Source organism: Brevundimonas sp. 374 (assembly GCF_900102995.1).
Classification (GTDB): domain Bacteria; phylum Pseudomonadota; class Alphaproteobacteria; order Caulobacterales; family Caulobacteraceae; genus Brevundimonas; species Brevundimonas vesicularis_C.
Genome location: NZ_FNKT01000002.1, coordinates 221,480 through 242,473 on the forward strand (window position 1 = coordinate 221,480; position 20,994 = coordinate 242,473).

Below are 20,994 nucleotides of genomic sequence, written 5' to 3' on the forward strand. Positions count from 1 at the left end.
GTAGATTGATCAGTTGTGAACTCTAGAACCGGCACCTTCATCAAAGGCGGCAAACGTCTCATCGCTTACGAGCTTGCTCGCTCGGGCGATGCTGACGCATGGAACGCATGGCGTCAGGAAAGCGACATTTTTGGCGATCATCAACGTTCGCGCGTAAATCTTTCAGTCACAGACTTAACCGATCGCCGATTTTCGGGATACAATCTTACAAATGTTTCGTTTTATCGGTCGAATCTATCGCGCTCAAACCTAGAGAGCGTCGATCTTGCCTATGCAGATCTTCATGAATGCCGGCTGATCGAGGCAAATCTCTCTCGGTCAAATTTACGATATGCGCGCTTGTCGCGCGCTTACTTGAGAGGCGCGATTTTAGACTTTGCAGATCTGCGAGGTGCAGACTTACGTCGCGCCAGCCTCACGTCTGCGTCGATCATAGGCTGCGACCTCCGCGGGGTGGATTTAAGCAGCACCCGTGGACTAGACCAAGCGCAGCTTGATGACGCTATTGGGGATGGTCGTACTCGTCTCCCACACCACCTTTATGCGCCTGCAAGCTGGGACATTTATGAAGGCGAGCGCCATAATGACGACGAAGGCATCGAAGATCTTCGCATCATACCCGCCAGCGTTGAAGTTGCTGTTATCGGCGGTATCGTCCAACTTTCCCGACAACCTGGCGATGCGCATTTTGCATCAACAGCCGACCCCGTTGCTCTGCGCAGAGAAATTCTTGCTGACATCGAGCAACTAATGCCTCGATGGGGTAACGTTCCTGAATTGGTCCGAGCGGTAAATCGTTACGTCGAGGAACTTAGAAAAGATGATGGCGACATCATCATGATCGGCGTTCGTGGATTAAAGATGCAGACTATTTTTGCCGCTGTTTCAGGGTCCAATGATGCTGATGCTCCCGAAATGCTTCCTGACGCTGTCGGAAGCATGAGGGCAATCCTACTTCAACATTTCCTATTCATCAGTCAGTCTCATAAGTGGAAGGCATTTTTAGAAGAAGCTGCGCTAGCTCCATATTCGACCGACGATCGGGAAGCGGCCAAAAACAGCAGTGCGGAAGTAGCGAATGTTTTGGACAATTATCAAGACGCTTGCGAGTCTCAAGTACCACGAGCTATCGAAATAGTCGCGGAAGAAGTCGATATAAGTGATGATGCTCAGAAGCTTGCCGTCTTCAATGCCTTTGCCAGCGTCGAAAACCTTTTCCGGAGCCTCATCACCTGGATCGTGCGTGAAGCTAAGCGCTTTTTAGGCGACGCTTGGACTAGCTTCAGAGAAAACTTGGCGAAGGTTGTCGGCACAAGTATGGCGGGATTAGTCGTCGCGTTATTTACAAGTAAAGTTGCCATTACCCTCGCCAATGCATATCCTGAAAGATTTGCGTGGCTAGCCCAAGCTATTGAGATGCTCAAGCCAATCCCATAGCTGCTGCTGACTAAAATGTCGGGAATATCAGGCGGCAACTTTGCCACTGACTTGTTGCGCCGTTAACATTTACTATAACTGCGCCTACTGATTATCCGAAGAGATTAGCTGCTGGAAGCAAGATCAGATTAGGGATTTCACCGCCTTTTGTGGTTTGAGCCGAAACGACCCCTCATCCGACCTCGCTTCGCTCGGCCACCTTCTCCCGCAAGGGGAGAAGGATTGGTGGTCACAACTCATCCAGCGTCTTCTCCCATTCCTCCATCGTCACTCTCCCCCGCAGGGGGCCGAGGAAGAGGTCGAGGCCCTGGGAGATGCGGCGGTCCTGTTCGCGTTCGATGACGGGGTCGAGGCCGGCGGCGCGGAGCTGGTCCTCGAGCGCGGCGATGCGGCGCTCCAGCTGGACGCGGCGGGCCAGTTGGGCGTGGCCCCATTCGGTGTTGGCGCGCTCCAGCTTCTGCTTCGCCTGCCAGTACTGGCCACGCAGTTCCCAGTCGCTCTTGTCGCTGGTGTTCATGGCGAAGCGGCGCTCGGCCTCGGCCTCATTGGTCAGGATGTCGAAGACCAGTTGCAGGGGGGCGTTCTTCACCGTCAGGCGGGCGGCGCGGCCGGGGCCGTCGCGGTCGGCCAGTTTGCGATAGGTCTCGGCCAGGGCCGCCAGGGCGCGGGCCTGGGCGAAGTCCTGGGCGTGCAGGGCGCGGCCCGAGGCCTGGGCGGCGGCGCGGGCGAGAGCCGCAGGATCGTTGGGGTCGTCGGGCGACAGGTCGGCCGCGTCCTGAGGCGACAGGGGCTGGGGCGCAGGCGTCGCGGCCTCGCTGCGCGGATGGCGGGACCAGCCCTCCTTCGTCGCGCGGGCGCGGATGGAGGCCTCGGTCACGTCGTGGCGGGCGGCGACGGTCTTGGCGTCGAGGCCGGACAGATAGTCCTTTCGGACCTGGGTCCAGACCTCGGGCGGTTTGATCTTGTAGCGGCGTTTTTCCATGCGGGCATTATGGGGCGGTCTCTACCCCAGGCCGGAAGAAGGCCGATTTTCGAGGCTAGAGATTTGATTTTCCACCTCGCGACATGTCAGGGGTCACGCGCCAGCTGTGCACGAGGCGCGGGTGCGACCGATGATGACGCAGGGGCGTGCGACACCCCTGTACCCATGAGCCAGGGCATACATCGCAAGATCCGGCCGGACGCCGTCTGGGCCGAGGTCAGGAAGGCGTGGGAGGACGGCGAGACCGCGCGGTCCGTCGCCGCCCGCTATGACGTCGGGGTGCACGCCCTGTGGAAGCGGCGCGAGGCGGAAGGCTGGAAACGGCCCGAGCCGACGCTGGCGCCGATCGAGCCGGCCGAGGGCTGGGACCGGCATATCCAGGCGCGGCGCGACGCCTTCAACGCCCAGTTGGAGGATGCGCGGGCGCTGGCGGAATGTCTGGCGGCGGCGATGACGGACGAGCGGCTGAGCCGGGCGCCGCACTGGCATATTCCGTGGCTGTATCACTGGCGCGCGACGCATCTGGGGCCCGAGGCGACGGCGCGGGACCGGGCGCGGGCGATCGAGACGGGCCAGCCGTGGGCCGAGCGGTTCTGGGACGACGACGGGGCGCTGAAGCCGCTGGCGTGGCTGGATCTGGAGATGGCGCGGCTGCATCCCGAGGACTGGCGCGCGGCCATCGGCCTGCCCGACGGCCTGCCCGAGGCGGCGACGCGATACGCGCCCTGATGGGCGCCGCAGTTGACTTATCGGCGATAAGCGCCCATTTGCGCGGCGTCGCACACTCGCGATCTCCGGCGTCTCCAGCGCGTGTGGGTCCCCTTCGGACCTGTCTGTAGAAGCCGCCGGCCCCTCATATCCATTCGCTGCCCGGACACGCGGGGCGGCGCCCGATCCACCCCGCAGGCCTCCTCCCCGAGGCCCCGTCGGGACTGGCGGTGCGCGGCCCGACGGCGTCATGCCATGGCTGATAGCGCCCTGCCGCTACGCGAAAGATAGACTGCCGTGAGCACCACATTCGAATCCATGGGCCTGAACAAGGCCCTGCTGCAGGCCCTGGCCTCGACCGGCTATACCAAGCCGACCCCGATCCAGGAAAAGGCCATCCCCGACGTCATGGCCGGCAAGGACCTGTTGGGCATCGCCCAGACCGGCACCGGCAAGACCGCCGCCTTCGCCCTGCCGATCCTGCATCGCCTGGCCGAAAACCGCATTCCGCCCCGGCCCCGCACGACGCGCGTGCTGGTCCTGAGCCCCACGCGTGAATTGGCCACCCAGATCGGCGACAGCTTCAAGGCCTATGGCGCGCACCTGGGCTTCCGCGTCGCGGTGATCTTCGGCGGCGTGAAATACGGCGCCCAGGAGCGGGCCCTGCAACAGGGTCTGGACATCCTGATCGCCGCGCCCGGCCGCCTGCTGGACCACATCCAGCAGAAGAACCTGGACCTGTCCTCGACCGAGATCTTCGTGCTGGACGAGGCCGACCAGATGCTGGACCTGGGCTTCATCAAGCCGATCCGCCAGATCGTGTCCAAGATCCCGGCCAAGCGCCAGAACCTGTTCTTCTCGGCGACCATGCCGTCTGAGATCGGCAAGCTGGCGGGCGAGCTGCTGAAGGATCCGGTCAAGGTCCAGGTCACGCCGCAGTCGACCACGGTGCAGCGTATCAGCCAGTCGGTCGTCTATATCGAACAGGGCCGCAAGCGCGCCCTGCTGACCGAGATGTTCAGCGATCCCGAATACACGCGCTGCCTGGTCTTCACCAAGACCAAGCACGGCGCCGACAAGGTCGCGGCCTATCTGGAAGCCGGCGGCGTCGAGGCCGGGGCCATCCACGGCAACAAGAGCCAGCCCCAGCGTGAACGCACCCTGGAAGCCTTCAAGAAGGGCAAGCTACGCGTGCTGGTCGCCACCGACATCGCCGCGCGCGGCATCGACGTGGACGGCGTCTCGCACGTCGTGAACTTCGAACTGCCGCACGTGCCGGAAAGCTATGTCCACCGCATCGGCCGCACCGCGCGGGCGGGCAAGGACGGCACCGCCGTCAGCTTCGTCGCCGGCGACGAGATGAAGCTGCTGCGCGACATCGAGAAGGTCACGCGCCAGAAGATCCCCGCCATCGACCGCCGCAACGACAAGGCCCTGGGCCAGCTGGACGCCACCATCATGGCCACCGGCGTCGGCAAGAAGGCGACCCTGCCCGAACGCGAAGGCGGCGAACGCAACGAAGGCGGACGGGGTGGTCGCGGCCGTCGCAATCCCCACCGCGACGGCGTGCGTCCGGAAGGCGGCGGCCAGCCGCACCGTCAGCGCCGCAACCGTCCCGGCGGCGAGGCGGCGGCTCCGCGTCCCGAGCGCGCCTACAACCCCTTGGCCGGCGAGCGCGTGCCCTCGATCAACGACAACGTCAAACCGGCCGAAGGCGAAATGAAGCGCCGCCCCCGTCGCCGCCCGTCGAACGGCGGCAAGGGCTACGGCGGCGCCGCCAAGGGCTGAGCCTGCGGGTCGGGGAGCGTTTGCTCCCCCCCGCCTTCATGTTGAGACAAAAGAAACGGCGGCTCCTGCGAAGGAGCCGCCGTTCTCATGTCAGCCGGGGCTGAGCGGAACTCAGAAGTTCCAGGTCGCGCCCAGCGAGAAGCCGACGCCCGAGCCTTGCGCTTCGCCGCGCAGGTTCGAGATGACCAGGCCGTTGCCATAGACGTCGCGCGTGTCGTTGATCGTCGCGGTGTCGATGTCGATGTAGGTCACGGCGCCGTCGAAGGTCATGGAACCGATCGTCTTGGACAGGCCGGCGGCGTAGAGCCAGCGGTCGCCGTCCGGAATACGGGCGGTGCGGTGATCGTCCGAGGTCGGGGTCGGGTCGTAGCCCAGGCCGGCGCGGAAGGTCATCGAGGGATCGATCTTGTAGTCGAAGCCGATCGCGCCGGTGGTGACGTCGTCATAGTCCTGAACGATGGTCGAACGGCCGTTCGCGCCATAGGTCACGCGGATAGCGTCGAACTCGCTCCAGCCGATCTGGTTGACCTGGGCGTTCAGCGTGAGGCGATCGTTGACGGCGTAGCGGGCCGAGACGGTGGCGTACCAGGGCGTGTTGAAGCTGGCCTGGCCGTCGGCCGAAACGTTTGCCGCAGCCAATGCGCCAGTCAGGCCGGAGATGTTCACCGAGCCTTCCAGTTCGTGCTCGATCTTGGAGCGGTACGACAGACCGAGGTCCAGCTTGCCGAAGTGCATCTGGGCGCCGGCGTTCCATCCGTAATCCCAGCCGTCGCCTTCCAGCTGGTTGCGGCCGTCGGTGGCCGAGGGGATCAGCACCAGCGGAGCAACGCCAGCAATGGTCGGCAGGTTCGGCAGCGCCGACGACAGGGTCGCCTTGGCGTACTGGGCGTCGAAGCCGGCGCCGATGTCCAGCCAGTCGGTGACCGTCATGGCGGCGACCAGGCTGACGTTGGCCGAACGCAGTTCCGACGTCAGGGCGTCGTAGCGGGCGAAGTCGGGCTGTTCGTATTTGGTGGTGAAGTTGTAGGGCGCCTGAACGGCCAGGCCGACGTTGAAGCGGTCGCCGATCGGCATGGAGACGGCGAAGTTCGGCACGATGCCGCTTTCGACGACGTCGTGGACATGCGGGTCGCCAGCCACAACGGTTGAGCCGCTGAGGATGGTGCCGGCCGGGAACGGCGGCGTCGGGGCAGGCAGGTTGTAGCTGAGCGTGGAGCCGCGGTTGTCGACGTCGGAGTCCAGGATCAGGCCGTGCATGCCGACATAGACTTCGCGCTGGGTTCCGGCGATGGCGGCGGGGTTCCACCACAGCGACTGGACGCCCTTGTCGGCGCCGACGCCGGCATTGGCGCGACCCTGGCCGCGGGTCGATTGTTCCTGGACATAGAAGGAGCCGGCCATGGCCGGGGCGGCGACGCCGGCCAGCAGGGCGGTCGTCAGGGCGATCCCGCCCACGCGGGCGAAGTTCCTGGAGGTCATTTCATACACCTAAGTAAGCGCCGGCCGCATTACTCGCGGTCGATCAGGGGAGGAGCCCTCTCAGCGTTCGCGGCGCGAAAGCGTTGCGGGCAAGGCCCCCATCGGACCGGAAACAGGCGAAACCGTGGCGCCTGAGCCGCACACGATCACGGCTTTGCGAGGTTACGCAGCGGCAACATCGATGCCCAGATTACGCAGTTCTGCGATCAAATCATGCGCCGCCGCATGGATCTGATCGGCGTTGCGGCCACGAATAACCAGATGGGTTCCGATCTCGCCGACGCTGCCATGGCCGAAGGGGTAGCTGCCGAAGGACAGGTCGCGGCGCTGGTTGGCTGCTGCGCGTAACACATCCGCCACAGCCCCCTCGCCCACGCCGGTGACCTTCAAGGTCTGGGCATGAACGATGGCGCCGGTGCGCAGGCGCGGGGCCACATCCTCCAGCATCGCCTGCATGATCTTGGGCACGCCGGCCATGACGAAGACATTGCCGATCTGGAAGCCGGGCGCATCGGTGACCGGATTGGCGATCAGAACGCCGCCTTCGGGGATGCGCGCCATGCGACGGCGCGCGGCGTTGAACTCATCGCCATAGCGGCGCGACAGGATCGCCAGCGCGTCGGGATGTTCATGCAGGGCCACGCCGAAGGCGGCCGTCACGGCGTCGGCGGTGATGTCGTCATGGGTCGGACCGATGCCGCCGGTGGTGAAGACATAGTCCCAGCGTGAGCGGAGGGCGTCCAACGCCTCGACGATCCGGCCGTGATCGTCGCTGACGACCCGCGCCTCCATCAGGTCGATCCCCAACGCCGCCAGAAAGCGGGCGATGGTGTTGGTGTTGGTGTCCTGGGTCCGGCCCGACAGGATTTCGTCGCCGATGACCAGGACGGCGGCGGTCGGGCCAGAGCGGTCGGTGTCAGCGTCGGTCATGCGGGAATCCGGGGGCAGGCTTGAGGTTTCATGCTATAACGCCCATCTGCGGCGAACGGATTGCGCCGTATCCCGCCTTTTGCAGACCGATCGCCCCATGTACGAAACGCCCGAACTCGAAACCGACGTCCTGGTCCGCTCCAGCGCCATCCGCATCCATGAGGCGGAAGACTTCGAGGGCATGCGCAAGGCCGGCCGTCTGGTCGCCGAGGCGCTGGACATGATCGCGGCGCATGTGAAGCCGGGCGTCCTGACCAGCGCGATCGACGATCTGGTGCGCGAGTTCACCCTGGACAACGGCGGCCTGCCCGCCTGTCTGGGCTACAAGGGCTACGAGAAGACCGTCTGCACCTCGATCAACCACGTCGTTTGCCACGGCATTCCCGGCGACCGGGTGCTGAAGGACGGTGACATCGTCAACATCGACCACACCGTGATCGTGGACGGCTGGCACGGCGATTCCAGCCGCATGTATGCGGTGGGCGAGATCAATGCGCGCGCCAAGAAGCTGATCGATGTGACCTATCAGTCGCTGGATCTGGGCCTGGAGCAGGTCAAGCCGGGCAACACGTTCGGCGACATCGGCTATGCGATCCAGAAGTTCGTCGAGGCCCAGCGCATGAGCGTGGTGCGCGACTTTTGCGGCCACGGCATCGGCCGCGTCTTCCACGACAGCCCCAACGTGTTGCACTACGGCCGTCGCGGCGAGGGCGCGGTGCTGAAGCCCGGCATGTTCTTCACCGTCGAACCGATGGTGAACCTGGGCAAGCCGCACGTGAAGGTCCTGTCCGACGGCTGGACCGCCGTGACCCGCGACAAGTCTCTCTCGGCCCAGTGCGAGCACACCATCGGGGTGACGGAGGACGGGCTGGAGATCTTCACGGCGTCGCCGGCGGGGCTGTTCCGACCGAACTGACGGACGGCGGCGGCGAGCTTTAGAGACAGACACTTTCTCGATCGAGAACGCGACGCTAGGTTGCCGAAACGCAACCTGATGGATTCGCCGATGAGGAATGCCTGCGCCGTGATCGGCCTCGCGATGCTGTCGCTGGGCTGCGCCGCTGATCGTGCGCCTTCCACGCCAAGCGCCATGGGGATGATGTCTGATCAGGGCGCAGAGCTCGAGCGGTGCGTGCCGGTGAAAACCAAAGTCATATTCAGTTGCTGGTGGTCGGGCCCTGACGCCCCGCTAACCCACTGCGTCAACTACGCCGAAGACGAACCTTCCTGCGGCTTGAAAGCTCAGGTCGGCGCCTATCTCAACAGAGGCGCGCCCGGAGGCGGCAACGCCTACGAGCGCAAACGTGGGACGTGGCAACTCATCTCCTTTTATGCGGACAGCGAAGGCCGTGTCGGGATGGCGGCGACCAAAACTGACGGCACTCGGTTTCTGCTTCACCATGACCAATCTTCGCCGCCGAATGGAGCTGTCACCTCCCCAAACTGGCCTCGTTGGCCGCCAGGGTTGGAGTTTGGTCCGGAGCAGTTGCGCCGATGACGTATGCTGTAAGCGGTGCGCCAACACAGAAACCTCGGCACAGCGGTCATCGCGACCGGCTGCGTGAGCGGGCGGCGAAGGGCGGTTTGGGCGCCCTGCCCGACTATGAGCTGCTGGAGCTGCTGTTGTTCCGCAGCGTGCCCTATAAGGACACCAAGCCGCTGGCCAAGGATCTGCTGGCGCGGTTCGGAGGCTTGGAGGGGATCGGGGCGGCCAGCCATGAGGCGATCGAGGATCAGGTGGCGCGCTCGATGGGATACGCCGTCGGCAAGGTGACGCGGGCGGTGGCGCTCGACCTTCAACTGATCTTCGACGTGACGCGGCGGATCGCGAAGGAACCGACGGCCAAGCGGCCGGTGATCTCGTCCTGGACGGCGCTCCTGGCCTATGTCCGCGTCGCCTTGCAGCACGAGCCACGCGAGCAGTTCCGGGTGTTGTATCTGGACAAGAAGAACCAGCTGATCCTGGACGAGGTGCAGAACCGCGGCACGGTCGATCATGCGCCGGTCTATCCGCGCGAGGTCGTGCGGCGCGCGCTGGAGCTGTCGGCCAGCGCCCTGATCCTGGTGCACAATCATCCGTCGGGCGATCCGACCCCCAGCCGCGCCGACATCGAGATCACGAAACAGGTTGTGCAGGCCGGCCGCGCCCTTAACGTCGAGGTTCACGACCATCTGGTCGTCGGCCGCGACGGGGTGGCCAGCTTCAAGCAACTGGGCCTGATGTGACCGACAGAATTCTGACGACCGAGCGACTGGTGATGAGCCCCGTCTCGACTGACGATTTCGGTGAGCTGCTGACGCTGTGGTCCGATGAGGACTTCACGCGCCACATCATGGGCCGGGCGCTGGGGCGGGAAGAGGTCTGGTTCCGGCTGCTGCGCGATCTCGGCCATTGGGCGGCGATGGGCCATGGCAACTGGACGGTCCGGCTGAGGGACGGCGGCGCCTATCTGGGCAGCGTCGGGGTGTTCGACTATCGCCGCGAGTTGGAGCCGCCGTTCGATGCGCCGGAGCTGGGCTGGGGCGTGGCGCCGGGGTTTCAGGGGCGGGGCTATGCGGCCGAGGCCCTGACGGCGGCCTTGGACTGGACCGACCGGAGGCTGGAGGGGCGAACCGTCTGCATGATCTCGCCCGAGAACCTGGCCTCGCTGAAGCTGGCGGCGCGGGTCGGTTATCGCCCCTATGCGACGACGACTTACAAAGACCAGCCGGTGCAGTTGTTAGAACGGCAGCGCTACGGAGCGTAGGTCGGCATTAAGGATTATCGGGCAAACTGGCGTCCAACGAAGTGTGAGTGCCCGCCATGCCCATGTCCGTGGAAACGCTGCGCCAGCATCTGGTCGAAGCCTTCGCCGACGCCGAGATCGAGATCGAGGATCTGGCGGGCGACGGCGACCACTATCGCGCGCGGATCGTGTCGAGCGCCTTCGCCGGCCTGCCACGCGTGCGTCAGCACCAGATGGTCTATGCGGCGCTGAAGGGTCAGATGGGCGGCGAACTGCACGCCCTGGCGCTGGAGACCTCCGCGCCGGCCAAGGAGGGCTGACGGCCATGCGCTATCGCCCCTTCGGCGTCTCAGGCTCCGCAATTTCCAACCTGACGCTGAGTTTCGGCGCCGACGTGCTGAAGCGCGGTCGCGAGGCCGGGCTGGACCTGCTGTATTCGGCGCTGGAGGCCGGGGTGAACAGCTATCGGCTGGAGACCGCCGATCCGGTGGCGGCCGAGGTGCTGGGCGAGGCCCTGTCGCATGTGGATCGCAAGCTGGTCTATGTCAGCTTGACGCTGGGCGCCGGCGACGGTCGCGACCAGCAGCGCGACTTCTCGGCCCAGGGGATGACGGCGGCCATCGATCGGGTGCTGCACTTCTCGGGCCTGGGGTGGATCGACGTGGCGGTGCTGCACGAGCCGGGCGAGACCGAACTGGCGCAATCGTCGCTCAGCGCGTTGAAGGCGATGCGCGCCACCGGACGGATCAAGCTTTTGGGCATCGCCGGCGGCGGCGACGTGATGGACGCCTATGTGTCGACGGGGGCGTTCGACGCCCTGCTGACGCCGTTCGACATCAACGCCGACTGGAAGATCCGAAACCGCATCCGTTCGGCGCGCGAGCAGGACATGGCGGTCTTCGCCTATGATTTCTACGCCGACCGGCGCGCGCGGGCGCCTGATGCGCCGATCTTCAAAAAGGGGCTGTTCGGCTTCGGCAAGGACAAGCGCCCCGTCGATACGCCCAAGAAGGACGCCTTCGGCTTCCTGTACCGCACCCAGAACTGGACGGCCGAGGCGATCTGCCTGTCCTACGTGCTGACCGACCCGTCGGTATCCAGCGTGATCGTCAATCCGACCGACACCGATCGGCTGGCGACACTGGCCGCCGCGCCCGAGCGGGACATGCCGCCGGGCCTGGCCGCGCAGATCGAGATGGCGCGCGTCGTGGCCAATCAGGCGGCCTGACCAGCCCCAGCGGCTGTGCAGAACGTCGCGGACGCCTTGACCGCGCCCGTTCGGCTCCCTAGCTGACGGGCTTCACGAAAGGCCCTTATCCGTGACCGACACCGCCCAAGCCGCCGATCCCGTCCACGCCTTCATCGGCGAAACCGTCGCCCAGAACGACGTGGTTTTGTTCATGAAGGGCACGCCGGACCAGCCGCGCTGCGGCTTCTCGTCCCTGGCGGTGCAAATCCTGGATCATGTCGGCGCCGGCTTCGTGGGCGTGGACGTGCTGCAGGACGAAGCCCTGCGCGAAGGCATCAAGAGCTTCACCGACTGGCCGACCATTCCGCAGCTCTATGTGAAGGGCGAGTTCGTGGGCGGATCGGACATTATCCGCGAGATGTTCCAGGCCGGCGAACTTCAGGCCTTGATGGCCGAGAAGGGCGTGCCGCTCGGCGAGGCCTGATGGCCAGGAAGACCCTCACGCCGCGCGAGGACCGCGAGGTCTTCGTCGTGCCGCTGGACGTGCGGCCCGAGCACATCGACGCCAACGGCCACGTCAACAACGTCGTCTATGTCGGCTGGCTGCAGGATGCGGGCACGGCCCACTGGAATGCGCGCTTCGAGGAGGCGACGCGGGCGAAATGGTCGTGGGTCGCGACCCGGCATGAGATCGATTATCTGCGCGGCATCGAGCCGGGCGCAGAGGGCGTGGTCGCCCGCACCTGGGTCGGCGATCCGCAGGGACCGCGCTTCACCCGCTATGTCCGCATCGAGGACGCCCAGGGCCGCGTCTGCGCCCAGGGCGTCACCGAATGGGTGCTGGTGGACGCTGCGACCCTGAGACCGCAGCGCATTCCGCCAGACATGCTGGTCGTGTTCGAGACGCCTACTTCAGCGCATTGAGGATGCGGGCCGGCGTGCCGGGCTCCAAGCCCAGGTCGGCATAGGTCCAGCGCAGCTCGACGCCGTCCGGGACCAGGGCCTTGCACAGGTCCTGCTTGGTGCGGCGAAGCGTGATCTCGGCCGGCGAGCCGTCCGACACCGACACTTCGAAATCCGACGCCTGGGTGCAGCCGTTCGAATCGACGCGCGCGACCAGGGCGCCGTCGGCGAACCGGGCTTCGCGGATGGCCTCGGCCGGCGGGGCGTCGTCGCGGCGCAGGTTCACCGAGACGTTTTCGCCCGCGTCGCTGTCATAGATGACGCAGGCCGACAGCAGCGGCGCGACCAGGGCCGCGACCGCCAGACCCTTGATCATCTGGCCCTTGATCATCGGGCCCTTGACCAGGCTGCGCATCACTGGCCCGAGGCCGGCGCGGTGATGACGCGCGTGGTCGGCTTTTCGGTCGAGACGATGATGCAGCCTGACAGCAGCGGGGCGGCGATGGCGATGGCGAGAGCGAGACGAAGCATTGGTGTGTTCCCCAGTTGAAGCTTGACCCTTTTGTGCCGCGTGGGCCGCGCGCGCACACGTGAATAATCGGAAAGCTGGGTGAACAATCGGAAAGGATCGGGGTTGAACGTGACCGCAACCGCCATAGCTACAGTCCCCCCTCTCCTGCCCCACGGATCGTCCTTCATGAGCCAGCTGTTCTCGCCCCGCGCCGTCGGCCCCCTGACGCTGAAGAACCGCGTCGCCATCGCGCCGATGTGCCAGTATTCGGCCATCGACGGCGTGCCCCAGCCCTGGCACGTGCAGCATCTGGGACGACTGGCGATCTCCGGCGCGGGACTGGTCATCGTCGAGGCGACGGGGGTCGAGGCGGCGGGACGGATCACGCCGGACGACACCGGCCTGTGGAACGACGTCCAGGAAGAGGCCTTCGCCCGGATCATCCGCGACATCCGCACCTACAGCGACACCCCGATCGGCATCCAGCTGGCCCACGCCGGGCGCAAGGCCTCGACCAGCGCGCCGTGGAAGGGCGGCGGCGCCCTGAAGGCCGAAGACGGCGCGTGGGACACCTTCAGCGCCTCGGCCGAACCGTTCAAAGATGACTGGCACACGCCAACCGCCATGACCCAGGCCGACATGGATCGCGTCGTCGCCGCCTTCGAGGACGCGGCGCGGCGGGCGGACCGCGCCGGATTCGATCTGGTCGAACTGCACGCCGCCCACGGCTATTTGCTGACCCAGTTCCTGTCGCCGGTGTCCAACCACCGCACCGACGAGTTCGGCGGATCGTATGAGAACCGGGCGCGCTTCCCGCTGCGGGTCGCCCAGGCTCTGCGCGACGCCTGGCCCCGGACCAAGGCGCTTGGCGTACGCTTCAACGGCTCGGACTGGGTCGAGGGCGGCATCGCCCTGGACGAGGTTACGGCCCTTGGTCAGGCGCTGCACGACATGGGCTACGACTATCTGCACCTGACGTCGGGCGGGAACGTCGCGCAGGCGAAGATTCCGGGCGGCGAGCCGGGCTATCAACTGCGGTTCGCCCAGGCCGTGAAGGCGGCGACGCCTCAGGCCAATGTGATGGCCGTGGGCATGATCTTCGATCCGCAGCAGGCCGAGGACATCGTGGCGTCCGGTCAGGCCGACTTCATCGCCATCGCACGCGCGGCGCTGGACGATCCGCACTGGGCGCACCATGCGGCTGTCGCCCTGGGTGAGGATGAAGGCCTGCCGGTCCAGTATCGCGGCGCCGCCAAGGGCGTTTGGCCCGCCTATGATCGCGCCAACACTCCCGCCTGATCAGGCGGCCTTTTCCATCGAAGGATCGACGGCCCACAAGACCCGTGCGGCCGCCTGGACTTCCGCCTCGGCCGTCTTCTGGGGGCGGCCGAGCAGATAGCCCTGGACCTCGTCGCAGCCCTGGTCACGCAGGAAGGCCAACTGCTCCAGCGTCTCGACGCCCTCAGCCAACACGGGGATGTGCAGGCTCTCGCCCAGGGCCAGGACGGCGCGAATGATGGCGGCCGACTGAGGTCCGCCGTCGAGTTCGGACATGAAGGAGCGATCCAGCTTGATCTTGTCGAACGGGAAGGCGCGCAGGGTCGATAGCGACGAATAGCCGGTGCCGAAGTCATCCATGGCGATGGAGACGCCCAGCAGCTTCAACTGACGCAGGACGTGGGTCGTGCGCTCCATGTCGGTGATCATGGCCGTCTCGGTGATCTCCAGCTCCAGCCGCGACGGCGACAGTCCGGTCTCGACCAAGACCTGATGCACCAGGCGCGGCAGGTCGACGTGGCCCAGCTGAACCGGCGACAGGTTGACGGCGATCTTGTGCGGTTCGGTCCAGCTGGCGGCCTCGGCGCAGGCGGTGCGCAACACCCATTCGCCGATCGGCAGGATCAGACCGTTCTCTTCGGCCAAAGGGATGAAGTCGGCCGGCGAGATGAAGGTCCCGTCCGGTTGGATCCAGCGCAGAAGCACCTCATAGCCGGTGATGTCGCCGGTATCGACGGCGGCCTGCAGCTGCCAGTTCAGGCTGAACTGGCCCTGATCCAGAGCCTCGCGCATCTGCTGGGCCATGCGACGGCGATTGCGCACCGCCTCGTCCATCTCCTCCTCGTAGAAGCAGACGTCGGTCCCCAGCGAGGCCTTGGCGCGGTACATGGCCAGGTCTGCGTCATTGATCAGGGCCGACGGGTCGTGGGCGTCGTCGGGCCAGATCGCGATGCCGGTGCTGAGGCCGCAGGCGACCTCGGCATGGTCCAGCACGACCGGGGCGGTGACGGCGTCGCGCAGGCGCGCGACCAGATCCAGGGCGTCGTCCTTTTGCCGGATCGGCACGACGGCGACGAACTCGTCCCCGCCCAGGCGGGCGATGAACTCGTCGTGGCGCAGGCAGGCGCGCATCCGTTCGGCGATCTGGATCAGAAGCTGGTCGCCGGCGGCATGGCCGTGAACGTCGTTGACTTCCTTGAACCGGTCCAGGTCCATGGCCAAGAGGGCCACCTTGTTCGGAACGGTCAGGTCGGCGGTCTGGCGCGTCAGCCATTCCAGGAAGGACGAGCGGTTGGGCAGGCCGGTCAGGCCGTCGTTGCGCGCCAGATGGGCGATGCGACGCTCCTGCGCCTGACGCATGCGCAGATCGCGCACGGCGTAGATCAGGATATGGTCGCGGCCGCAGTCGCGGCGCACGGCGATCTCGACGGGGATGTCCGCCCCGCCTTCGGCGACCAGTTTGGACTGGCTCAGGCCGTTGACCGCCAGATCGGCGACGCCGGCGATCCAGCGCGACAGCGGTTCGCCGATCAGGGCGTGGTGGGCCACGCCCGCCAGATCGGCGAAGGCGGCGTTGGCGGCCAGGATGACGCCGTCCTGTTCGACCACCATGCCATCGACGCTGCCCTCGATCAGGTGATCCAGGCGCGCCTTGGCCTGAAGCCGGGACTGGACGTCCAGGGCGTGGCTGGCGACGCCGGTGCCCAGCATCATCAATCCGACGGCGGAAACGGCGAAGGCCAGGACCAGATTGGTCGATCCGACAGCGCCCATATCGACCAGCGCGCCGACCGGCACGATCGTCATGGCGGCCATGCCGGTGAAGTGCAGGGCCACGATGCCCAGGACCATCAGCACGACCGGGACGACCTTGCCGGACTGCCGGGCGCGATTGAACGCCAGGGCGCCGAGGACGACCGCCCCCGCCACGGAGGCGGCGACATAGGGGGCCGACCAGTGGATGACGGCGTCGGTCGCAAAGGCCGCCATGCCGGTATAGTGCATCGCCACCACGGTCAGTCCGAACAGTACGCCGCCGATCTCGGCCGAGGCCGGCATCCGGCGCGAGGCCACCCAAAGCGCCAGCGCGCTGCCGGCGATGGCGACGCCCAGGGACAGGCCGGTCAACACGGGGCCGTAGCTGATGGTGACGCCGGGCTCATAGGCGATCATCGCCACGAAATGGGTGCACCAGATCGTCGCCCCCGTCGCCACCGCGCCCATGAAGGCCCAGGCCAGACGCGTGCCCTCTTCGGCGGCGCGCAGCCGGCGATACAGGCGGAAGGTGATGATCGAACCGATCAGGCACAGGCCGGCGGCCAACGCGACGAGCCAGAGATTATGGTCGTCGGTCAGGCAGGTGAGAAAGCGCATGAAGCTACAGACCTTGGGGGGACGGTCTGTCGTCGTAGCGGACGTTGCTTAATCAGACGCGCTCGAACAGGCTTAACGAAACGCTACGGCCGTTTTCAGGAGCGGGGCATCTGATAGGGGTTGTTGACGCTGACGGGCGAGCCGGGCGTCAGGCCCAGTTCCTCGAACGACCACTTCAGCTCGACGCCTTGGACCAGGTCCTGCTTGCACTTGTCCTCGTCGATGCGGCGCAGGGTGATGACGGCGCTGCCGCCCTGCAGGCTGACGATCGGGATCAGGTCTTCCTTGGCCGTGCAGCCGTTCGAACTGACCCAGAAGACGGCCTGATCCTTGGTGAAGGTGGCGGCATGGATCGGCTCCAGCGCGCCGGGCATGCCCGCGGTGGAGACGGTGGGCTCGCCGCGGCTGGCGCAGGCGGCCAGGCCCGCCGATGCGGCGGCGATCAAAGCCAAGCGTTTCATGATGGAGTCGCGCAACTGACGACCTCCCCTGCCTCAAAGCCTGAACCGGCCGAGAATGCGCCTGTTCGCCCCTGGAGGGAACAGGATAAAAACGAAAGGCCCCGGACGAATCCGAGGCCCTCCAAACTCAAATCCAGAAGCGGCTCAAGTAGGCCGAAGGCCGATAGCCGCTCTGAAGAAAACTCCGCTTACGAAGCGTAGTATTCGACGACCAGGTTCGGTTCCATCTTCACGGCGTACGGCACATCCGACAGTTCCGGCACGCGGACATAGCGAACCGAGAACGAGCGGTCCGACAGTTCCAGGTAATCCGGCACGTCGCGTTCCGACGACTGCTGGGCTTCGAGCACCAGAGCCATGTTGCGCGACTTTTCCTTCACGGTGACGACGTCTTCCGGCTTCACGCGGTAGGAGGCGATGTCGACCTTCTTGCCGTTGACCAGGACGTGGCCGTGGCTGACGAACTGGCGGGCGGCCCAGACGGTCGGGACGAACTTGGCGCGGTAGACGATGGCGTCCAGGCGCGATTCCAGCAGACCGATCAGGTTTTCCGAGGTGTTGCCCTTGCGACGGGCGGCCTCGTCATAGGTCTTGGCGAACTGCTTCTCGGTGATGTTGCCGTAGTAGCCCTTCAGCTTCTGCTTGGCCTTCAGTTGCAGACCGAAGTCCGAAACCTTGGACTTGCGACGCTGGCCGTGCTGGCCGGGACCGTAAGAACGCTTGTTGACCGGCGACTTGGAGCGGCCCCACAGGTTCTCACCCATGGCCCGGTCGATCTTGTACTTGGCGCTGTGGCGCTTGGACATTTTATTCTCTTTTCGACGATACGGCCCGGCATCCCCTGGATTGGGAATGCGATCTCAACGGCGGTCCACGCATCTTCCGTCATTCATCCCGGCCCCGCCGAAGCGGACCCGTGGAAGGCGGCGCTTATGGCCAGCGAGGGCGGCGGAGTCAAGCACGGCGGCCCGTTAAGCACGATGGCATGGAACGATCCCGTCGCCCCGCCCTTCCATCCATGCAACCGAACCACGCATGAGGACAAGGAGGAGTGGAATGGAGACCGAACCCAACAGCTTTCAGACCGGCCTGTCCGACGAGGCCATGCAGACGCTGAAGACGCAGCTGGTCGATCTGGTCGAGCCTTTGAGCGACCACCAACTGCTGGATCTCGCCGACGGCATCCACGAAATGCTGCGCCAGCGCCGCATGGTCCGCCAGCACCATGCCGAGCGCATGAACGCGCGCACCCGGCACGGCGTGGACCTTCGCATCTAGTCCTTCGCAGACTGCGCTTCTGAGATGAACATGGCGCGGCCTTCGCGGGTCGCCACCTTGCCCAGGCCCGGGAAGGGGAAGTGATAGGCGTAGATGTGGGCGCCGGAGTTGCGCAGCGCCGTCACCTCGTCCAGCCGCGCCTTCAGACCTGCCGCCTGATCGTCGTCATAGCCGACCTTCCAGTCCGGATGTTCGACCGAGAGAATCCAGTGATGCATCAGGTCGCCGGTGTAGAGCAGCTGGTTCTGGCCGTCGGCGATCAGATAGGCGACGTGGCCCGGCGTATGGCCGGCCGTGTCCTGGGATTGGACGCCCGGTGCGACCTCGCCGCCCGGCTCGAAAGCCTGGACCTTGGGCGTGATGATCCGCACCAGATCGGCCAGTTCGGGATTGGCGCGGATGGACGCCCATTCCGCCTGTGACATCCGGATCACCGCATTGGGGAAGGCCAGGCCGCCATTGCGGATCAGGCCGCCCACATGGTCCGGGTGGCCGTGCGAGATCAGCACGTCGGTGATCGAGGCCGGATCGACGCCCGCCTTTTGCAGGCTGTCCATCAGCTGGCCCTTGCCCTCGCCCAGGCCCGTGTCGAACAGCATCGTGCGGGCGCCGTTCCTGACCAGAAGCGGATGGATTTCCAGCATGATCGGATCGGCCGGCTGTCCGGCGGCGGTCAGCGGCGCGGCGACCGCCTGCGGCGTCAGGCCGACGCCGAAGGTCTGGTTGTCGTTCTTGACCGGGTTCTCGCCGTCGAACAGGGCGATGGCGTCCAGCGCGCCGATCTTGAAGCGATAGACCGGCTTCTCGGCCGGCGCGGCGACGGTCTGGGTGGGGTTGGGCGGCGCGGGGTCGCCGGGCTTCTGCGCGTTCGCGTTGGGGTTACAGGCCGCCAGCATCAGAGCCGCGAAAGCAGCCCCCGTCATCATCATCCGCATCGCTTCGATCTCCGTTTGCGATGACGCAATCGAAAACGCCCGCCGGAGGTTCCGGCGGGCGTCGTCTTCTCTAGATCTCTGGGCTGAACCGGCCTTATTTGGCGGCGGCGTAGAGTTCGTTGACCTTATTCCAGTTCACCACCGTCCAGAACGACTTCAGATAGTCGGCGCGGCGGTTCTGATATTTCAGATAGTAGGCGTGCTCCCACACGTCGGCGCCCAGAATGACCTCGCCGCGCTCGTCCACGACGTCCATCAGAGGATTGTCCTGGTTCGGGGTCGAGGTGATCTTCAGCTTGCCGTTCTGCACGATCAGCCAGGCCCAGCCCGAACCAAACTGCGCGGCGCCGGCGGCGTTGAAGTCTTCCTTGAACTTGTCCATGCCGCCCAGATCGGCGTCGATGGCGGCCTTCAGCTCGGCCGAGGGCTCACCCGCCTGATCGGCCGGGGCGAGCAGTTCCCAGAACAGGCTGTGGTTCCAGTGGCCGCCGCCGTTGTTGCGCACGGCCTTGGGCGCGGTGGAGATGCTGGTGAAGATTTCCTCCAGCGACTTGCCCTTCAGGTTTTCGTCGGCGTCGACGGCCTTGTTCAGATTGTCGACATAGGTCTGATGGTGCTTGTCGTGGTGGAAGGTCATCGTCTCCTTGTCGATGGCCGGCTCCAGCGCGTCATAGGCGTAGGGCAGCGGGGGCAGGGTGAAGGCCATGGGAGGTTCCTCTCGCGACAAGTTTCCGATGCGCCTCATCTAGGCGCCCGTTCATGAAACCCAAGCGACAGCGCCTGGATTTGTTCCGACTTATCGACCCGTAACGGTCAAGCTGGCAAGTTCGCCTTCAGGCAATCGCGAACGGCGCGCTTCACATCGCCCGGCGCATTGGGCTCGTCCACGCCCTCGGCCGCAAAGACGGCGCGCACGGCGGCGTCCAGCCCCTTGGGCAGGGCCTCGATCACCCGCTTCTGCCCCTTGGCGTGCAGGCAATAGCCCACTTCGCGGCACAGGGCGGAAAACATCGGTTCGTAGGGATCAGAAGCGCTCATCCCGGCCCCTTAGCATCAGGGGAGCAGACGCGACAGCCAGTGCATCAGGTTCAGGACGAACTGCTGATCGTCATGACCAGTCGTATTCAGCCCCATGCGGACAGGCTCGCGATCCGGCTGGTCGGGAAAACGCACGATCTGAGCCGTGAGCATCCCCGCCTCTCCCAGCACGACCACCCGCCCTGCGCCAAGGCGCAAAGCCAGACCTTGGGCGGGTAAGGCGGGCCGCGACAACTCGGCAAGGACGACGGCTGGATCCTGACCGGCCCGAAGCCGCGTCCGGATCGCTTGCAAGGCTTCGAGATCGGGAGCCTCTCGCGCATCTGCGCTCATCGCCAGCAATACGGTTGCGTCTGCCGGCCCCGACAGCGACTGCCCCGTGAAGCTCTTGACGACCGTCAAGCGCTCGCTTTGGTCGCGGCCCTCGATGATCGGATGATCCGCAAGCGCCGGGCGCGGAAAGACCAGATTGGCCGTAACGTCGTCGCCCACGGGCTGGAAGGCATAACCCGTCCCCATCGTCACCCCGAACTTGGCAGCCAGGGCTTCGGCAGCGGAACCATGGGGCGCGTGATCGGCGGCAAGAAGCAACGCCCCGCCCTGCTCCACCCATCGGCGGATCGCCTCGATCTCGGCGTCGTCAAAAGCCGAGGCGCGCGAGCCGTCCGCCGGTCGCGCCGGATTGGCGATGACCAACACCGCCACGCCATTAAGCGCGCCGGGCGCATCGAGCCGCTCCCGGGTGGCTTCGATCCGATAGCCGTCGGCCCGCACCAGCGCGGCGAAGCCGGCATAGCGACCTTCGATCGTCTGTTCGCTGCCGTGGCCCTGATCGACAAGCACGACAGGACCAACCATCGCATAGGCCGGCGAGACCACCTTTGGCCGCCAATCCAGATCGCCGACCTGCTCTTGCGCCAAGGCTGAGCCCGCCAGCAGCAGGACTACGAAAGCGATCCAACCCCGGCGTCCCATCTG

At 65.6% G+C, this 20,994-nt stretch carries 24 protein-coding genes; 13 read left to right on the forward strand and 11 right to left on the reverse strand.

Annotated elements, in window-relative coordinates; genetic code table 11:
• Positions 1–15: 15 nt before the first annotated feature.
• The gene (locus tag BLR19_RS08465) at positions 16–1,437 is read left to right on the forward strand and encodes a pentapeptide repeat-containing protein (RefSeq protein WP_082064341.1); all 1,422 of its coding nucleotides are present in this window, start codon (positions 16–18) and stop codon (positions 1,435–1,437) included.
• Positions 1,438–1,666: 229 nt separating this feature from the next.
• Here BLR19_RS08465 and BLR19_RS08470 read toward each other — a convergent pair whose 3' ends face one another.
• A complete protein-coding gene (locus tag BLR19_RS08470) occupies positions 1,667–2,419 on the reverse strand; it encodes a hypothetical protein (RefSeq protein WP_091749653.1) in 753 nt (250 codons plus the stop codon).
• A gap of 165 nt (positions 2,420–2,584) precedes the next feature.
• Between BLR19_RS08470 and BLR19_RS08475 the strand changes: the two genes are divergently transcribed.
• Together BLR19_RS08475 and BLR19_RS08480 are read left to right on the forward strand one after the other, a co-directional pair.
• Entirely contained in the window at positions 2,585–3,148 is a 564-nt protein-coding gene (locus BLR19_RS08475) for a hypothetical protein (RefSeq protein ID WP_091749655.1), read from the forward strand.
• Between the two features lie 276 nt (positions 3,149–3,424).
• A complete protein-coding gene (locus tag BLR19_RS08480; RefSeq protein WP_369818848.1) occupies positions 3,425–4,915 on the forward strand; it encodes a DEAD/DEAH box helicase in 1,491 nt (496 codons plus the stop codon).
• 111 nt (positions 4,916–5,026) lie between these two features.
• Here the strand turns inward: BLR19_RS08480 and BLR19_RS08485 are convergent, their stop codons facing one another.
• Complete coding sequence (locus tag BLR19_RS08485; RefSeq protein ID WP_176758310.1) at positions 5,027–6,394, reverse strand: OmpP1/FadL family transporter; 1,368 nt, start codon at positions 6,392–6,394, stop codon at positions 5,027–5,029.
• 162 nt (positions 6,395–6,556) lie between these two features.
• Positions 6,557–7,324, reverse strand: coding sequence for a competence/damage-inducible protein A (locus tag BLR19_RS08490; protein WP_091749665.1), 768 nt, complete (start codon positions 7,322–7,324; stop codon positions 6,557–6,559).
• A gap of 97 nt (positions 7,325–7,421) precedes the next feature.
• Here BLR19_RS08490 and map point away from each other — a divergent pair, with 97 nt between their 5' ends.
• The 8 genes from map to BLR19_RS08525 all read left to right on the forward strand — a co-directional run bounded on the left by map (position 7,422) and on the right by BLR19_RS08525 (position 12,163).
• A complete protein-coding gene (gene map, locus BLR19_RS08495; protein ID WP_091749668.1) occupies positions 7,422–8,240 on the forward strand; it encodes a type I methionyl aminopeptidase in 819 nt (272 codons plus the stop codon).
• A 60-nt stretch (positions 8,241–8,300) separates the two neighbouring features.
• The gene (locus tag BLR19_RS14620) at positions 8,301–8,822 is read left to right on the forward strand and encodes a hypothetical protein (protein WP_143007351.1); all 522 of its coding nucleotides are present in this window, start codon (positions 8,301–8,303) and stop codon (positions 8,820–8,822) included.
• A complete protein-coding gene (gene radC, locus BLR19_RS08500) occupies positions 8,819–9,550 on the forward strand; it encodes a RadC family protein (RefSeq protein WP_091749672.1) in 732 nt (243 codons plus the stop codon). Before BLR19_RS14620 ends, radC begins: the two co-directional genes overlap by 4 nt.
• On the forward strand, positions 9,547–10,071 hold the full coding sequence (locus tag BLR19_RS08505) for a GNAT family N-acetyltransferase (RefSeq protein WP_091749675.1): 525 nt from the start codon (positions 9,547–9,549) through the stop codon (positions 10,069–10,071). Before radC ends, BLR19_RS08505 begins: the two co-directional genes overlap by 4 nt.
• A 56-nt stretch (positions 10,072–10,127) precedes the next feature.
• A complete protein-coding gene (locus BLR19_RS08510; protein WP_055752906.1) occupies positions 10,128–10,370 on the forward strand; it encodes a BolA family protein in 243 nt (80 codons plus the stop codon).
• 5 nt (positions 10,371–10,375) lie between these two features.
• Positions 10,376–11,278: an aldo-keto reductase family protein gene (locus tag BLR19_RS08515; protein ID WP_039244268.1), complete on the forward strand. Its 903-nt coding sequence runs from the start codon at positions 10,376–10,378 to the stop codon at positions 11,276–11,278.
• 91 nt (positions 11,279–11,369) lie between these two features.
• Positions 11,370–11,723: a Grx4 family monothiol glutaredoxin gene (gene grxD / locus BLR19_RS08520; RefSeq protein WP_091749678.1), complete on the forward strand. Its 354-nt coding sequence runs from the start codon at positions 11,370–11,372 to the stop codon at positions 11,721–11,723.
• Entirely contained in the window at positions 11,723–12,163 is a 441-nt protein-coding gene (locus tag BLR19_RS08525; RefSeq protein ID WP_091749681.1) for an acyl-CoA thioesterase, read from the forward strand. Before grxD ends, BLR19_RS08525 begins: the two co-directional genes overlap by 1 nt.
• Here the strand turns inward: BLR19_RS08525 and BLR19_RS08530 are convergent.
• Entirely contained in the window at positions 12,147–12,557 is a 411-nt protein-coding gene (locus BLR19_RS08530) for a hypothetical protein (protein WP_055752903.1), read from the reverse strand. The two genes, BLR19_RS08525 and BLR19_RS08530, sit on opposite strands and share 17 nt — an antisense overlap.
• A 282-nt stretch (positions 12,558–12,839) precedes the next feature.
• Between BLR19_RS08530 and BLR19_RS08535 the strand changes: the two genes are divergently transcribed.
• Complete coding sequence (locus BLR19_RS08535; RefSeq protein ID WP_091749684.1) at positions 12,840–13,952, forward strand: NADH:flavin oxidoreductase/NADH oxidase; 1,113 nt, start codon at positions 12,840–12,842, stop codon at positions 13,950–13,952.
• Here BLR19_RS08535 and BLR19_RS08540 read toward each other — a convergent pair whose 3' ends face one another.
• The 3 genes from BLR19_RS08540 to rpsD form a co-directional block, all read right to left on the reverse strand.
• On the reverse strand, positions 13,953–16,304 hold the full coding sequence (locus BLR19_RS08540) for a bifunctional diguanylate cyclase/phosphodiesterase (RefSeq protein ID WP_091749687.1): 2,352 nt from the start codon (positions 16,302–16,304) through the stop codon (positions 13,953–13,955).
• Positions 16,305–16,399: 95 nt separating this feature from the next.
• Complete coding sequence (locus tag BLR19_RS08545; protein ID WP_082064339.1) at positions 16,400–16,780, reverse strand: hypothetical protein; 381 nt, start codon at positions 16,778–16,780, stop codon at positions 16,400–16,402.
• 173 nt (positions 16,781–16,953) lie between these two features.
• Positions 16,954–17,571, reverse strand: coding sequence for a 30S ribosomal protein S4 (rpsD, locus tag BLR19_RS08550; RefSeq protein WP_017504690.1), 618 nt, complete (start codon positions 17,569–17,571; stop codon positions 16,954–16,956).
• 250 nt (positions 17,572–17,821) lie between these two features.
• Between rpsD and BLR19_RS08555 the strand changes: the two genes are divergently transcribed.
• Complete coding sequence (locus tag BLR19_RS08555) at positions 17,822–18,043, forward strand: hypothetical protein (RefSeq protein ID WP_091749690.1); 222 nt, start codon at positions 17,822–17,824, stop codon at positions 18,041–18,043.
• Here BLR19_RS08555 and BLR19_RS08560 read toward each other — a convergent pair.
• From BLR19_RS08560 to BLR19_RS08575, 4 genes are all read right to left on the reverse strand, one after another.
• Entirely contained in the window at positions 18,040–18,978 is a 939-nt protein-coding gene (locus tag BLR19_RS08560; protein WP_091749693.1) for an MBL fold metallo-hydrolase, read from the reverse strand. The genes BLR19_RS08555 and BLR19_RS08560 overlap by 4 nt on opposite strands.
• A 94-nt stretch (positions 18,979–19,072) precedes the next feature.
• A complete protein-coding gene (locus BLR19_RS08565; protein WP_017504687.1) occupies positions 19,073–19,684 on the reverse strand; it encodes a superoxide dismutase in 612 nt (203 codons plus the stop codon).
• Between the two features lie 107 nt (positions 19,685–19,791).
• Complete coding sequence (locus tag BLR19_RS08570) at positions 19,792–20,016, reverse strand: hypothetical protein (RefSeq protein WP_039244260.1); 225 nt, start codon at positions 20,014–20,016, stop codon at positions 19,792–19,794.
• A gap of 15 nt (positions 20,017–20,031) precedes the next feature.
• Entirely contained in the window at positions 20,032–20,991 is a 960-nt protein-coding gene (locus BLR19_RS08575) for a DUF4350 domain-containing protein (RefSeq protein WP_091749696.1), read from the reverse strand.
• Positions 20,992–20,994 lie beyond the last annotated feature (3 nt).